Annotated in this window: 12 protein-coding genes; 5 read left to right on the top strand and 7 right to left on the bottom strand. The window is 66.8% G+C overall.

Going from position 1 to position 14126, the window contains the following annotated elements:
- Positions 1 to 6: 6 nt before the first annotated feature.
- The 3 genes from HWX14_RS06915 to HWX14_RS06925 form a co-directional block, all read right to left on the bottom strand.
- Positions 7 to 891, bottom strand: coding sequence for a Kdo hydroxylase family protein (locus HWX14_RS06915; protein WP_175882065.1), 885 nt, complete (start codon positions 889 to 891; stop codon positions 7 to 9).
- Positions 892 to 914: 23 nt separating this feature from the next.
- Positions 915 to 1910 carry a lipopolysaccharide heptosyltransferase I gene (gene waaC / locus HWX14_RS06920; protein ID WP_175882066.1) on the bottom strand — a complete coding sequence of 332 codons (996 nt, stop codon included), beginning with the start codon at positions 1908 to 1910 and terminating at the stop codon, positions 915 to 917.
- Between the two features lie 175 nt (positions 1911 to 2085).
- A complete protein-coding gene (locus tag HWX14_RS06925; RefSeq protein ID WP_078040734.1) occupies positions 2086 to 3480 on the bottom strand; it encodes a phosphomannomutase/phosphoglucomutase in 1395 nt (464 codons plus the stop codon).
- 244 nt (positions 3481 to 3724) lie between these two features.
- On the opposite strand from HWX14_RS06925, the gene HWX14_RS06930 reads away from it, so the two are divergent.
- From HWX14_RS06930 to HWX14_RS06950, 5 genes are read left to right on the top strand one after another with little or no spacing between them, the layout of a single operon-like run.
- Positions 3725 to 4981, top strand: a complete 1257-nt coding sequence (locus HWX14_RS06930) for an oligosaccharide flippase family protein (protein WP_175882067.1) — start codon at positions 3725 to 3727, stop codon at positions 4979 to 4981.
- The gene (locus tag HWX14_RS06935) at positions 4978 to 5802 is read left to right on the top strand and encodes a glycosyltransferase (protein ID WP_175882068.1); all 825 of its coding nucleotides are present in this window, start codon (positions 4978 to 4980) and stop codon (positions 5800 to 5802) included. The genes HWX14_RS06930 and HWX14_RS06935 overlap by 4 nt, the downstream gene beginning before the upstream one ends.
- A 51-nt stretch (positions 5803 to 5853) precedes the next feature.
- Positions 5854 to 6990: a glycosyltransferase family 4 protein gene (locus HWX14_RS06940; protein ID WP_175882069.1), complete on the top strand. Its 1137-nt coding sequence runs from the start codon at positions 5854 to 5856 to the stop codon at positions 6988 to 6990.
- A 15-nt stretch (positions 6991 to 7005) separates the two neighbouring features.
- Positions 7006 to 8028, top strand: a complete 1023-nt coding sequence (galE, locus tag HWX14_RS06945) for a UDP-glucose 4-epimerase GalE (RefSeq protein WP_006476712.1) — start codon at positions 7006 to 7008, stop codon at positions 8026 to 8028.
- Between the two features lie 27 nt (positions 8029 to 8055).
- Complete coding sequence (locus HWX14_RS06950) at positions 8056 to 9162, top strand: glycosyltransferase (protein WP_175882070.1); 1107 nt, start codon at positions 8056 to 8058, stop codon at positions 9160 to 9162.
- An 82-nt stretch (positions 9163 to 9244) separates the two neighbouring features.
- Here the strand turns inward: HWX14_RS06950 and HWX14_RS06955 are convergent, their stop codons facing one another.
- From HWX14_RS06955 to HWX14_RS06970, 4 genes are read right to left on the bottom strand one after another with little or no spacing between them, the layout of a single operon-like run.
- Positions 9245 to 11128, bottom strand: a complete 1884-nt coding sequence (locus HWX14_RS06955) for a nucleoside-diphosphate sugar epimerase/dehydratase (RefSeq protein ID WP_175882071.1) — start codon at positions 11126 to 11128, stop codon at positions 9245 to 9247.
- A 12-nt stretch (positions 11129 to 11140) separates the two neighbouring features.
- Positions 11141 to 12157 (bottom strand): glycosyltransferase family 4 protein, encoded by a 1017-nt coding sequence (locus HWX14_RS06960; protein WP_175882072.1) that lies wholly within the window; start codon positions 12155 to 12157, stop codon positions 11141 to 11143.
- A 7-nt stretch (positions 12158 to 12164) separates the two neighbouring features.
- Positions 12165 to 13130, bottom strand: coding sequence for an SDR family oxidoreductase (locus HWX14_RS06965; RefSeq protein WP_175882073.1), 966 nt, complete (start codon positions 13128 to 13130; stop codon positions 12165 to 12167).
- Positions 13127 to 13954, bottom strand: coding sequence for a glycosyltransferase family 2 protein (locus HWX14_RS06970; protein WP_175882074.1), 828 nt, complete (start codon positions 13952 to 13954; stop codon positions 13127 to 13129). The genes HWX14_RS06965 and HWX14_RS06970 overlap by 4 nt, the downstream gene beginning before the upstream one ends.
- Positions 13955 to 14126 lie beyond the last annotated feature (172 nt).

The following is a 14126-nucleotide window of genomic DNA, read 5'->3' on the forward strand; positions in this document are numbered from 1 at the left end:
GCGCGCTCAAACCAGCGCCTTGCCCGTCAGGCGTTCGAGAATGCCGAGCGGCGCGCACTCGCGGCGCACCATCGCATCGACCGGCAGGAAGAAGGTTTGCTCGAGCATGAACTGGCCGGACATCACAGCGTGCGAAGTCTGATCGGAGAAACATATCCACACGCTGCCCGGCGGAAACGGCATCGTTTGCTGGGGACACGTCTTCTGGTAATCGAGGTCGGCCTTCATCCCGTCGTGCAGGTTCAGCATCAGGTGGTCGTACGCGCTGCGCGGCGATTTCGTCACGTGCAGCAAGTTCAGCAGCCACGCCGAGCCCGGGAACTGCGGCCGGATCTTCGGCAGGAAGCGCTTCGCGACGTCCTCGAACGGCTCGCCGACACGCCACACGCGCGGCACGCCGGCCGGGTTCACGTTCGCGAACACGCGCAGGATCCGCTCGCCGTAGTTCGGCCGCGACGGGAACGCGTCGACGTGCAGGCGGCTATCGTCCTTGCGCCACGACGTCTGGCGCGTTTCGACCTGCATCAGCCGCAGGCTCGTCGGCGCGACGCGCAGCTTGCCGCGGTATTCGGGGAAAAGGCCGTCGACGAGCGTGCCGGCCTGCTGCTGGAAGCGCGCGACGAGCGCGCGCACGGCCGACTGCGTGACGCTGTCGCCGAGCACGCCGGCGAGCGCGCCGCCGTTCGGCGCGAGGCTGATGTTCTTGCGTTTCGGATCGGCGAGCGCCGGATCGAGCAGCGCTTCCTCGCCGCCGTCGATCGCGAAGCGCAGGTGCGGGAAATACAGCACCTTGCCTTCCTCGACCGCGGCGAGCAACTGCTCGCGCGGCGCCGACAGGTTGTGTCCGCTCCAGTCGGCGGACGGGACTTCGATGATCTGGGATTCGCTCATGATCGGTTCGCGTGTGGACAGCGTTACAGGAGACCGAAGCCCGCGAGCGCCGACTTCACCTGCGCGATCGACGGGGGCTGCCCCGCCGTGCCGAGATTGACGACGTTCGGCGACCAGTAGCCGCCGGTCCGCCAGGCCGTCGCGAAATTGTACAGTTCGACCGTCGGACGCTTCAGCGCGGCCGCGATGTGAACCAGACCTGTATCAACCCCGACCGTCGCGGCCGCGCCGTCGATCAGCCCGACCACGGCCGGCAGCGCCAGCTTCGGCGGCACGATCGCCGCCGCGCCGAATTCCTTCGCGAGCCGCTCGCTGGTCGCGCGCTCCGCGTCGTTGCCCCACGGCAGCACGAGCGACGCACCGCGCCGCACGAGCGCCTGCCCGAGCTCGATCCATGCGGCGTCCGGCCATTGCTTGTCCGCGCGCGACGTCGCGTGGACGAACACGACGTACGGCACCGGCAGGTTCAGGCCGAGCGCGGCCACCGCGAGCGCTGCCGCCCGCGTGTCGAGGCCGAATTCGACCGGATCGGCCGGGGTCGGCGCCGGGTCGTCCAGCGCGGCCGCGACGAGCTGGCGCGAGCGCTCGACCACGTGGGTGCGCGGCGCGATCGGCACGCGCTTGCGATAGAAGAAGCGCACCGGCCATTCGTAGCCGGCGCCGTCGGTACGGTTGCCGAGCCCGACGAGCGGGCCGCGCGCCCAGCTCGCGACCCACGCGGTCTTGATGAGGCCCTGGCAGTCGATCACGAGGTCATACTGTTCGGCCGCGAGGCGCCGGCGAAACGCGCGGATCTCGCGCCACGTCGCGCCCGAGAACGGCTGCTTGCGCCAGCGGCGCAGCGAGAACGGCAGCACCTCGCGCACGCCGTCGACGAGCCGCACGAGGTCGACGAAGCTTTCCTCGACGAGCCAGTCGATCTGCGCATCGGGGTGGCGGCGCCGGATATCGGCGATCACGGGCATGTTGTGCACGACGTCGCCCAGCGACGACACGCGCACGATCAGGATCTTTTGCACGCTGAAAAAACGCCGGCTGGCAGCCGGCGACAGACATAAAGGGGGGATTTTATCCCGGCCGACGGGCCGGACAGACAAAAAGCGGCCGCGCGCCGGGGGCGCGCGCCGCTTTTCGGGACTGGCACGGCCGACGAACGGGCCGTCGTATGACAGGCGGCCCGCCGGCCGCCGGCGCTCAGAACGGCAGCTTGACGTCCGGCTTCGCGGCCGTCAGCACGCGGCGGAAGTCTTCCTGGATGCGCTTGAGCCCTTCCTGCGTCTCGGCTTCGAAGCGCATCACGACGACCGGCGTCGTGTTCGACGAACGCGCGAGGCCGAAGCCGTCCGGGTACTCGACACGCAGGCCGTCGATCGTCACGACTTCGTCGGCGCCGTCGAACTTCGCCTCTTTCTGCAGTTGCTCGATCAGGCGGAAATTCTCGCCTTCGTCGAGCCAGAGCTGCAGTTCAGGCGTGCTCATCGCGTCCGGCAGGCTGTTGAGCAGCGCGCTCGGATCGGCTGTCTTCGCGAGGATCTCGAGCAGGCGCGCGCCGGTGTACAGGCCGTCGTCGAAGCCGTACCAGCGATCCTTGAAGAACACGTGGCCGCTCATTTCGCCGGCGAGCGGCGCACCCGTCTCGCGCAGCTTCGCCTTCACGAGCGAGTGGCCCGTCTTCCACATCAGCGGCTCGCCGCCCTTCGACTTCACCCACTGCGCGAGGTGGCGCGTGCACTTCACGTCGTAGATGATCTGGGCGCCCGGATTGCGCGACAGCACTTCTTCCGCGAACAGCATCAACTGGCGGTCCGGGTAGATGATCTGGCCGTCCTTCGTGACGACGCCCAGGCGGTCGCCGTCGCCGTCGAACGCGAAGCCGAGCTCGGCGTCGGTGTCCTTCAGCGCCTGGATCACGTCCTGCAGGTTTTCCGGGTGGGCGGGATCGGGATGGTGGTTCGGGAACGTGCCGTCGATGTCGGTGAAGCGTTCGACGAGTTCGCAGCCGAGCGCCTTGAACAGGCGCGTCGCGAGCGGGCCGGCGACGCCGTTGCCGGCGTCGACGACGAGCTTCAGCGGCCGCGCGAGCTTCACGTCGCCGACGATGCGCGCGATGTACTGATCGGCGACGTCGATTTCCTCGTACGTGCCGCTGCCCGTCTCGAAGCGCTCGTCGACGATGCGGCGGTACAGCGCCTGGATCTGCTCGCCGTAGATCGCGGCGCCGCGCAGCACCATCTTGAAGCCGTTGTAGTCGGGCGGGTTGTGGCTGCCCGTGACGACGATGCACGAATCGACGCGGCGCTCGCCGCCCTTCAGCGCCAGCGGCACGTTCGCCGCGAAATAGCCGACCGGCGTCGGCACCATGCCGACGTCGACGACGTCGACCCCGGCCGCACGCAGGCCGTCGGCCAGCGCGCCGACCAGTTCCGGCCCGGACAGGCGGCCGTCGCGCGCGACGACGACCGCATCGCCGCCCTGCGCACGCACTTCGCTGCCGAATGCGCGGCCGATCCCGCGCGCCGTGTCGACGTCGAGGGTCTTGCCGACCACGCCACGGATGTCATATGCCTTGAAGATGGATTGGGAGATCATCGATTCTCTTCTCTCGGTTGCGTGCATGGAAAATTGTCTGGCTTGCGCGGCCGCCGCCCACGGGTGCCGCGCATGATACATGCCTGCCGGCGGAACACGGCGCGCGACGGCTGGAGCGGCCGCGATCCCACTTATAATCGCGGGTTTTGATGACGCGCATGTCGCCCATTTTAATGCCTAGCCGTCCCGCCGCCGCCCACCCGCCGCTTCCGGCCGCCCACCGCGCGCGCCGCCGCGGCCGCGCATGCTGAAGCGTTTCGGCAACCCGGACGTCGCGAAGGCCGTCGCGAACCTCGTCTGGCTCGGGCTCGAACGGCTCACGCAGATCGGCGTCGCGATCGCGATCAGCGGCCTGCTGGCCCGTTATTTCGGGCCAGATGTGTTCGGCAAATGGCAGTATGCGAATACGCTTCTCCTGGTACTGGCGCCGCTCACCTGGGTGTGCGGCGCGGAAATCCTCGTCCCGACCATCGTCCAGCGCCCGCCCGCCCAGCTCGGCGCGGTGCTCGGCAGCGCGTTCGTGCTGCGCATCGCCGTGTCGGTCGCCGCGCTCGCCGCGACCTGGATCGCGATCGCCGCGGGCGCCTTCGACCCGCTGGTCGGCGCGATGCTCGCGGGCCTGGCGGTCACGATGGTGTTCCGCGAGCCGTTCGTCGGCGTGATCAACGCGTGGCTGCAGAGCATGACCTACAGCAAGCCGCAGCTCGTCACCAGCATGGTCACCGCGCTCGCGAAAGCGCTGCTCGTGTGGCTCCTGGTGCGCGCCGCCGCCGGCCCCGCCCGCTTCGCGTGGCTGTGGGCGCTGGAAGCCGCCGCGATCGGCCTCGCGCTGCTGCTGTACTACCGCCATCGTAACGGCGGCGCGCTCGGCTGGACGTTCGACACACCGCTGTTCCGGCACTTTGCCACGGCCGGCACCGTGTTCTGGCTCGGCCTCATCTGCATGTACCTGTTCCTGAAACTCGACCGCCTGATGCTCGAGCGCCACGTGTCGTTCGCCGATCTCGGCCGCTATTCGGCCGCGCAGCAGCTCAACGAGAACTGGATCACGCTCGCGCTGATGCTCGCGCAGACCATCGCGCCCGCGTTCGTCTATCGCGTGCAGGACGTCGCGCGGCTGCGCCGCAACATCGTCCGGCTGATCGCGATGACGGCCGGCCTGATGACGGCCGGCGCGCTCGTGCTCGACGCGGCCGCCCCGCTGATCGTCGGCAAGGTGTTCGGCCGCGGCTACGAGGCGTCGGTCGATATCTTCCGCTGGGCCGTCTGGCTGTCCGTGCCGGCCGGCATCGAGGCGATAGGCAATCTTATCGTTCTCAAATATCAAGCAAAATTCGTGTTGCTGTCGAAATGGGTGCTCGCGCTGGCGATCGCCGCGCTCGTCAACCTGTTCGCGATTCCCCGGCTCGGCCTGTACGGCGCGCTCGTCGGGCTGGCGGCCGGCTATCTCGCCGCCGCCGCCGTCAACTTTTATTACATCCGTTTCAAGCTGCGAACATGACGTCCCCTGATTGCCCGTCCCCGCTCGACGACGTGGCCGTGCTGATGCCGGCCTACAACGGGCACGACAACGTCGTCCGTACCCTTGCGTCGTTTCGCGAGGATGCGCCCGTGCACGTGCTGATCGTCGACGACGGCAGCACGCCGCCGATCGTCGCGCCCGACCTGCCGGGCCTCGCGATCGACGTGCTGCGTATGCCGCGCAACGGCGGCATCGAACGCGCGCTGGCGGCCGGCATCGACGCGCTCGCGGCGCGCGGTTTCCGCTATGCGGCCCGCATCGATGCAGGCGATCTCGCCGCGCCGCAGCGCCTGGCGAAGGAGCGCGCCTATCTCGGCGCCCACCCGCGCGTGGCCTGCGTCGGCATGTGGACGCAGGTCGTGTCGCGCGCCGGCGAGCCGCGCTTCATGCTGACGCCGCCCGCCGATCCGCGCACGCTGCGCCGCACGCGCTTCCTGCGCTCGCCGCTCGTGCATCCTTCCGTGATGTTGCGCATCGACGCCGTGCGCGAAGTGGGCAACTATCGAGCGAAGTACCGCGCGGCCGAGGATCTCGATCTTTTTTTACGGTTAATGCAACGTTACGATTGCGCGAACCTGCCGGAACTCGGCCTGTATTACGAGCTTAACGAGGGCGGGATCAGTGCAACCAAGCGCCGGCGCCAGCTGGTATCGACGCTCACGCTGCTGCTGCGCCACTTCAACGTGCTGAACCCGTACGACTGGGCCGGCCTCGCCAAGAACCTGCTGCATTTCGTCACGCCGTACCGTACGCTGCAGCGGATCAAGCAGACGCTGTTCGCCGCGCGGCCGTCCGCCTGACGCGCATCCGGCCAGCTCGCCCATTTCGACGCTTTATTTTTTCTTTTTTTCATGTCCGCCACCTCCCCGCTGCGCATCGCGCTCGTCTGCAACACGGCCTGGGCGATCCATACGTATCGCCACGGGCTGATCCGTGCGCTCGTCGCGCGCGGCGCCGAGGTCGTCGTGATCGCGCCGCACGATCGCACGGTGCCGTTGCTCGAGCAGATGGGCTGCCGCTACGTGGCGCTCGCCGTCGCGTCGAAAGGCACGAGCCCGCGCGAGGATCTCGGCACGCTCGCCGCGCTCGCGCGCCACTACCGCGCGCTGCGGCCCGATCTCGTGTTCCATTACACGATCAAGCCGAACATCTACGGCTCGGTGGCCGCGTGGCTCGCGCGCGTGCCGTCGATCGCGGTGACGACGGGCCTCGGCTACGTGTTCATCCAGAAGAGCCGCGCGGCGAGCGTCGCGAAGCGCCTGTACCGGTTCGCGTTCCGCTTCCCGCGTGAAGTGTGGTTCCTGAACCGCGACGATCTCGCGACCTTCACCGACGAGCGCTTGCTCGCGCATCCCGACCGCGCGCGGCTGCTGCACGGCGAAGGCGTCGATCTCGAACAGTTCTCGCCGGTGCCGCTGCCGGCCGGCGACGCGCCCGTCTTCATCCTGATCGGCCGGCTGCTGTGGGACAAGGGCGTGCGCGAATACGTGGAGGCCGCGCGTCTCGTGCGCGAGCGCTTCCCGAACGCGCGCTTCCAGCTGCTCGGGCCGCTCGGCGTCGACAATCCGAGCGCGATCGGTCGCGCGGACGTCGACGCGTGGGTCGGCGAAGGCATCGTCGAGTATCTCGGCGAAGCGCACGACGTGCGCCCGCACATCGCGGCGGCCGATTGCGTCGTGCTGCCGTCGTACCGCGAAGGCGTGCCGCGCACGCTGATGGAGGCATCGGCGATGGGCCGCCCGATCGTCGCGACCGACGTGCCGGGCTGCCGCGACGTCGTCGCCGACGGCGAAACGGGGTTCCTGTGCCGCGCGCGGGACAGCGCGAGCCTCGCAGAACAATTGAATCGCATGATCGCGCTCGGGCCGCAAGGCCGGGCGGCGATGGGCGCACGCGGCCGGCACAAGGTCGCGGCAGAATTCGACGAACAGCAGGTCGTCGAACGCTACCGGGAGACCATCCATTCGTTGACGGGATTCACACTCTGAAGGAGCGCATCAGCAATGACCGCTAAAGGCACCATCCTCGTTACCGGCGGTGCGGGCTATATCGGCTCGCACACGGCCGTCGAGCTGCTCGACAACGGCTACGACGTCGTGATCGTCGACAACCTCGTGAACAGCAAGGCCGAGTCCGTGCGACGCATCGAGCGGATCACGGGCAAGACGCCCGCGTTCCACCAGGTCGACGTGTGCGACGAAGCCGCGCTCGCGAAGGTATTCGACGCGCACCCGATCACCGGCACGATTCACTTCGCGGCGCTCAAGGCCGTCGGCGAATCGGTCGCGAAGCCGCTCGAGTACTACCAGAACAACATCGGCGGCCTGCTCGCCGTGCTCAAGGTCATGCGCGAGCGCAACGTCAGGCAGTTCGTGTTCAGCTCGTCCGCGACCGTATACGGCGTGCCCGAGCGCTCGCCGATCGACGAATCGTTCCCGCTGTCCGCGACGAACCCGTACGGCCAGTCGAAGCTGATCGCCGAGCAGATCCTGCGCGATCTCGAAGTCTCGGACCCGTCGTGGCGCATCGCGACGCTGCGCTATTTCAACCCGGTCGGCGCGCACGCGAGCGGGCTGATCGGCGAGGATCCGGCCGGCATCCCGAACAACCTGATGCCGTACGTCGCGCAGGTCGCGGTCGGCAAGCTGGAAAAGCTGCGCGTGTTCGGCTCGGATTACCCGACGCCGGACGGCACCGGCGTGCGCGACTACATCCACGTCGTCGATCTCGCGAAGGGGCACATCGCCGCGCTCGACGCGCTGGCGAAGCGCGACGCGAGCTTCGTCGTGAACCTCGGCACCGGGCAGGGCTACAGCGTGCTGGAAGTCGTGCGTGCGTTCGAGAAGGCGTCGGGCCGCCCGGTGCCGTACGAACTCGTCGCGCGCCGCCCGGGCGACATCGCCGAGTGCTATGCGAACCCGCAGGCCGCGGCCGACATCATCGGCTGGCGTGCGACGCTCGGCATCGAGGACATGTGTGCCGACCACTGGCGATGGCAGGAGGGGAACCCGCGCGGTTTTGTATAATCCGCTGTCCATTTTTCGAGCGATCCCATGCTCAGCTTCGCGTCCGGCTTCATCGTCTCCTTGCTCGTCACGCTGTTCATCGTGCGCTACGCGCACCTTCACGAGAAATTCTCGATCGACAGCGACCTGGCCGGCGTGCAGAAATTCCACGTGCGGCCCGTGCCGCGCGTCGGGGGCATCGGGATCCTCGCCGGGGTCGTCGTGGCCGCGCTGGTGCTGTCCCGGCGCTATCCGACGATCTCCGGCAGCATCCTCGGGGTCGTTGCGTGCGGGCTGCCCGCTTTCCTGTCCGGCCTCGTCGAGGATCTGACCAAGCGCGTGTCGCCGCGCGCGCGGCTGCTGTGCACGATGGGCGCGGCCGCGCTGGCGTTCTGGCTGCTCGGCATCGCGGTCAAGCGCATCAGCGTGCCGCCGCTCGATTTCCTGCTCGGCTACGTGGCCATCTCGGCGTTCATCACCGTGCTCGCGGTCGCGGCGCTCGCGAACGCGATCAACATCATCGACGGGTTCAACGGGCTTGCCTCGATGGTCAGCTTCATGATGTTCGCGTCGCTCGCGTATGTCGCGTTCCATGTGAACGACCCGGTCGTGATGTCCGCGTCGATCATCATGATGGGCGCGGTGCTCGGCTTCTTCCTGTGGAATTTCCCGGCCGGGCTGATTTTTCTCGGCGACGGCGGCGCGTATTTCATCGGCTTCATGCTCGCGGAGCTCGCGATCATGCTCGTGATGCGCAATCGCGAGGTGTCCGCGTGGTATCCGGTGCTGTTGTTCATGTATCCGATCTTCGAGACCTGCTTCTCGATCTACCGGAAGAAGTTCATCCGCGGGATGTCGCCGGGGATTCCGGACGGCGTGCATCTGCACATGCTCGTGTACAAGCGGCTGATGCGGTGGGCCGTGGGGACGAAGCATGCGCACGATCTGACGCGGCGGAATTCGTTGACTTCACCTTATCTGTGGCTGCTGTGCCTCGTCGCGGTGATTCCGGCGACGCTGTTCTGGCGACATACCGTGCATCTGTTCGTTTTTGTGGTGCTGTTCGCGCTGACGTATGTTTGGCTTTATCTCAGCATCGTGCGGTTCAGGGCGCCGAGGTGGATGGTGGTGAGGAAGCACCGACAGAGCCGCTGAGCGATACGCCGGCTTCCGGACAAAAAAAGCGCCCTGCGGGGCGCTTTTTTTCTTGCCGCTCGGTTCGCGGCCTGGGGCTGCGTCACCCGTTCGATACGACGCGCACCGACGGCACGCTCTGCAACACGGGAGCAACGGCCGTCTGGTATTCCGGCACCCAGCGCCGCAGATCGCGCCGCACTTCGTCGTCGGACAACACGCGATGCTGCATCAGCCATGGCAACAGTTCGTCGAGCAAATTGTCCGGCACTTCGCGCGCACGCGCGATCCGCAGTTTCGGGTGCGGCGTGCGCGTCGTCGCCTCGTCGTCCGCGAGCAACTCCTCGTAGAGTTTCTCGCCCGGCCGCAACCCGGTGAACTCGATCCGGATCTGTTCTTCCGAGAAACCGTACAGGCGAATCAGGTCGCACGCGAGATCGACGATCTTCACCGGCTCGCCCATGTCGAGAATGAAGATCTCGCCGCCCTGCCCCATGCTCGACGCCTGCAGCACGAGCTGCGATGCTTCCGGAATCGTCATGAAGAACCGCGTGATCTCCGGATGCGTGACCGTCACCGGGCCGCCCTTCGCGATCTGCTGCTGGAACTTAGGAATCACGCTGCCCGCGCTGCCGAGCACGTTGCCGAAGCGCACCGTCTCGAACTGCGTGCGCCCGCTCGTCTGCTGCAATGCCTGGCACGCCATTTCGGCGAGACGCTTGCTCGCGCCCATCACGTTGGTCGGATTGACGGCCTTGTCGGTCGAGATCAGCACGAAGTGACGGACGTCGTGGCGAATGGCCGCGCGGGCTACGCGATAGGTGCCGAGCACGTTGTTGCGTAGCGCCTGCCACGCGTTGTGCTCTTCCATCAATGGCACGTGCTTGTAGGCGGCCGCATGGAACACGATGTACGGTGCGTGGCGCGACATCACCTGGTCGAGCAGCAACGAATCCTTTGCATCGCCGATGATCGGCACCACGGGCAGATCCGGAAAGCGCTCGCGCAATTCCTCGGTCAGCCGGTACATCGCGTATTCCGACAGGTCGAATGCAACCAGTTGCGCAGGCGCGAAGCGCAGGATCTGCCGGCACAGCTCGGAGCCAATCGAACCGCCCGCGCCCGTCACCATCACGACGCGGCCGCGCAGCAGCGCCTCGACGTGCGGCGTGTCGATCGTCACCGCGTCGCGGCCGAGCAGATCCTCGAGATCGATGCTCCGTACCTGCGACAGGAAGCCCTGCCCCGGCATCAGCGCGGTCAGCGACGGCAGCACCATCGCCTTCACGCCGGCCCGCACGCACAGTGTGGCGACGCGACGCTGCACCTCCACCGACGCCGACGGGATCGCGATGATCGCGTATTCGACCTTCATCGCATCGGTCCAGTGCTTGAGGTCGTTGAACGAGCCGAGCACCTTGTAGCCGTAGATTTCGCGGCCCTGCTTCGTGACGTCGTCGTCGAGCAGGCCGACGAGGCGCCATTCGCCGGAACGCGACAGCTCGCGCGCGAGGCTCGCGCCGGCCGTGCCGGCGCCGAGCACCAGCACCGGCTTGCCCTTGCCGACGAGCCCGCCGTACAGGTAGTACTCCTTCGTCGCGCGGTACAGCGCGCGCGCGCCGCCCATCGCCAGGAACAGCATCAGCGGCGACACGAGCAGCACCGAGCGCGGAATGATCGGCTGCGGCTGGAACATCACGGCGCCGATCATCACGATCACGCCGCCGCCGACCACCGCCTTCGCGATGCGCATCAGATCGGGCAGGCTCGCGAACACCCAAAGCCCGCGATACAGGCCGAACCCGTGGAACATCAGCGCGTAGACGGGCAGCGCCCATGTCAACGCCATCAGCGCGCCGCTCAGGAAATCATGCGGAATGCTGCCGTTGAATCGGACGAGATAAGCGAACAACCATGCGGCGACAACCGCCGTCAGGTCGAACAGGAAAGCACTCAGGGACAGCCAAGATGCTCTGGATCGCAACATCGGCGGGAAACCTCAAGAATTGTTTTCGGCGGCCGCTTGAAACCGGTGCCAGCGCATGTCGATCAACCATCCGAACCATGCCAGGACGCCATACCATGCGAGGAACGACAGCCATTGCTGCAGCTCGGGGCGGCCCTTTGCCCACACGGCGAGAATTATGCCTGCGAGCATGATGAGGTACCAATAAAGAGCGGTCCGACCGTGACTGATGCCCGACCGGACCATCCTTTGATAATAGTGCTCGCGGTGCGCCTGCCAGAACTTTTCTCCGCGTAACAGACGTCTCAAAAGTGTTACAGATGCATCCGCAATAAAGGGCGCGAACACCATCGCCGGAAACCAGATCGGCCAGACATCGGTACGCCAGCCCCAGTAGCCCAGCGCGCCGGCCAGGAAGCCCAGCGGAATCGAGCCGGCGTCGCCAAGGAACAGCCTGGCCGGGTGGAAATTAAGCAGAAGAAAGCCGAGCGCCGCGCCGACGACCGCTGCGCCCCCTACGGCGAGATCGGGCGACGTATGCGCGCCGACGAGCGCCGCGACCGCGTATCCGCCGAAGCCGAACAGCGCCATGCCGCCCGCCAGGCCGTCGGCACCGTCCATGAAGTTGTACAGGTTCGTCAGCCAGACCATCGCGAAACCCACGCCGGCGAGCAGCCACCACGGTGCGTCGGCCGGGAAGACCGCGATCAGCGCGACGACTGCTGCGAGGTGCGCCGAGAATCGCACGCGGGCCGGCAGCCCGCGCCGGTCGTCGATCTGCGACATCGCGGCGAGCCCCGCGGCGGCGATCGCGATCAGCCACAGTCGGGGTGTCAGTGCCAGCAGCGCAACGACGCAGACCGGCACGATGCCCCATCCGCCGACACGGGGTGTCGGCAGCGTATGGAGCGAACGGTCGTTCGGAATGTCGGTGGCCAGACGCCAGGCCCATCCGGTGACGAGCAGTACGCGGAGAATCGTCGTCGAGGCGAATGCGGCGGCCAGGGCCACCGCGGCCGTGGTGAGCCAGGTGGGATTCGCGAGAAGCATGTGGCTTTTATTTTCGTGTGTCGCGCGAACGATACCATGCGGCGGTCGCTTCGAGGCCCTGGCGGGTCGTATAGGGCGGCTGCCAATCGAGTACGCGCCTGATCCGGCCGGTATCGAGTTGCAGGCTGCCCGTCAGGCGGTCGATAGCCGCACTGCGACCGGTCAGCTTTCCGAGCACACGCAACAGCGCCGGCGGCACCGCGATCAGCCTCGCCGGCTTGCCGAGCGCGTCGCCGACGAGGCGCAGCAGGCCCGCGACCGTCGGCGCGTCGTCGTCGGCGACATGAAAGCATTCGCCGGCCGCGCGCGGATCGATCGCGCAACGCAGCAGCGCATCGGCGAGATTGTCGACGTAGACGATGCTGCGGCGCGCCGAAACCGCGCCGAGCGGCAACGGCATCCCGCGCGCGACCGCGTCCATCATTCGCAGGAAGTTGGCACGGACGGCCGGGCCATAGACGAGCGGCGGACGAACGACGACGACATCGAGCCCCGCCGACGTGCCGAACCGCGCGAGCTGCCGCTCCGCCCGGAGCTTCGAGCGGCCATATGCATCCTGAGGCTCGGGTTCGAACGCTTCCGACAGCGGCACCCCACCGTCGCCTTCCCCGACCGCCTTGATGCTGCTCGCGAACACGATGCGGCGCACGCCGTGATGGCGCGCGGCCTCGGCGAGACGCAGCGTGCCGGCTACGTTGGTGGCATCGAACGCCGCGTCGGGATCGGGCGACTCGTCGCGCATCACGTGTACGCGCGCGGCGAGATGGATCACGCAATCGGCGGTCAGGTCGGCCGGCCACGCTTCGTCCAGGGCATTGAAATCGGCGGTGTCGTGTACCCATTCGCGCACGCCGTCGATGCAGCCGCCCGGACGCCGCACCAAGGCGGTAACCGTGTGCCCGGCCTCCAGCGCGCGACGGCAGACTGCGCGGCCGACGAAGCCGTTCGCGCCGGTGATGACGAGGTGACTCACCAGAGCCTCCAGCCGAAACGATTGTAGAACTTGAAGGCCGATGCCGCGAACATGCGGATGTGCGCGAAACCCTTGCGGGACGCACCACCGCCGTGATGGACCACGCGCACCGACGGGACATACGCGACGCGGGCGATCTCGTGCGTGCGCAGGCTCAGGTCGTAGTCCTCGAAGTACAGGAAGTAGCGCGGATCGAAACCGCCGAGTTTCTTCAGGACTTCGGTGCGGAACAGCATGAAGCAGCCGCTGACGATGGGGGGATCCTCGACGATATCGTGATCGTTGATCACGTCGCGCATCTCATAGCGTGAGAGACGCTTCACGAACCGCGCCTTCCATCTCGCCGGAAAAAATCCGCGGACAAGCAGGTCGAATATTGTCGGCGAGCGCCTGCACAGATACTGAATGCCGCCTTTCTCATCTGAAATGTTCGGCGCCAAAAGACCGACGTCCGGACGACTACGCATAAAGTCCTGCGCATGCACGAGGGCATCCTCATCGAGATCGATATCCGGATTCAGAACCAGATGATGCTCGCTGTTGGCCGTCGCGATCGCTAGGTTATGTCCGCGGCCATAACCGACGTTCCCGTGCCCGCTCAACGACGCACACTCGAATCCGGCCACACGCGCTCCGACCACGTCCTCCCAGATATCGGGCGTCCCACCGTTGTCCACCACGCAGATTACGGCATGAAAGTCAGGATCGCGAAGACGCACCGCACCCACGGCGTCGCGCAAGCTGTGGAGTGTCTTGAAAAAGCGCTCGACGTCGGGCCGATAGACGACGATGGATACGGTCAGCGGTGATCTCGAAGTACTCATCTCAAGTCAAATATTATCGAAGCAAACAGGACGCGCAACGCTCGAATCGTAAGGTATTCGAAACATTACGACAGGGACCCTCTCCCGTCTACCCCTCGAATGGGCACGACACGCAACCTTGCCGCGAACGTTTTCGCGACCACGATGTCGTACGGGTTCGCTCATTCTCAGT

It is taken from the genome of Burkholderia sp. BCC0044, assembly GCF_902832955.1.
Lineage (GTDB): Bacteria > Pseudomonadota > Gammaproteobacteria > Burkholderiales > Burkholderiaceae > Burkholderia.

Excerpts from the sequence above, each read along its gene's own strand:
- HWX14_RS06915 (WP_175882065.1), bottom strand. The coding sequence starts at position 891 with ATGAGCGAATCCCAGATCATCGAAGTCCCGTCCGCCGACTGGAGCGGA.
- HWX14_RS06925 (WP_078040734.1), bottom strand. The coding sequence starts at position 3,480 with ATGATCTCCCAATCCATCTTCAAGGCATATGACATCCGTGGCGTGGTC.
- HWX14_RS06930 (WP_175882067.1), top strand. The coding sequence starts at position 3,725 with ATGCTGAAGCGTTTCGGCAACCCGGACGTCGCGAAGGCCGTCGCGAAC.
- HWX14_RS06935 (WP_175882068.1), top strand. The coding sequence starts at position 4,978 with ATGACGTCCCCTGATTGCCCGTCCCCGCTCGACGACGTGGCCGTGCTG.
- HWX14_RS06940 (WP_175882069.1), top strand. The coding sequence starts at position 5,854 with ATGTCCGCCACCTCCCCGCTGCGCATCGCGCTCGTCTGCAACACGGCC.
- galE (WP_006476712.1), top strand. The coding sequence starts at position 7,006 with ATGACCGCTAAAGGCACCATCCTCGTTACCGGCGGTGCGGGCTATATC.
- HWX14_RS06950 (WP_175882070.1), top strand. The coding sequence starts at position 8,056 with ATGCTCAGCTTCGCGTCCGGCTTCATCGTCTCCTTGCTCGTCACGCTG.
- HWX14_RS06955 (WP_175882071.1), bottom strand. The coding sequence starts at position 11,128 with ATGTTGCGATCCAGAGCATCTTGGCTGTCCCTGAGTGCTTTCCTGTTC.
- HWX14_RS06960 (WP_175882072.1), bottom strand. The coding sequence starts at position 12,157 with ATGCTTCTCGCGAATCCCACCTGGCTCACCACGGCCGCGGTGGCCCTG.
- HWX14_RS06970 (WP_175882074.1), bottom strand. The coding sequence starts at position 13,954 with ATGAGTACTTCGAGATCACCGCTGACCGTATCCATCGTCGTCTATCGG.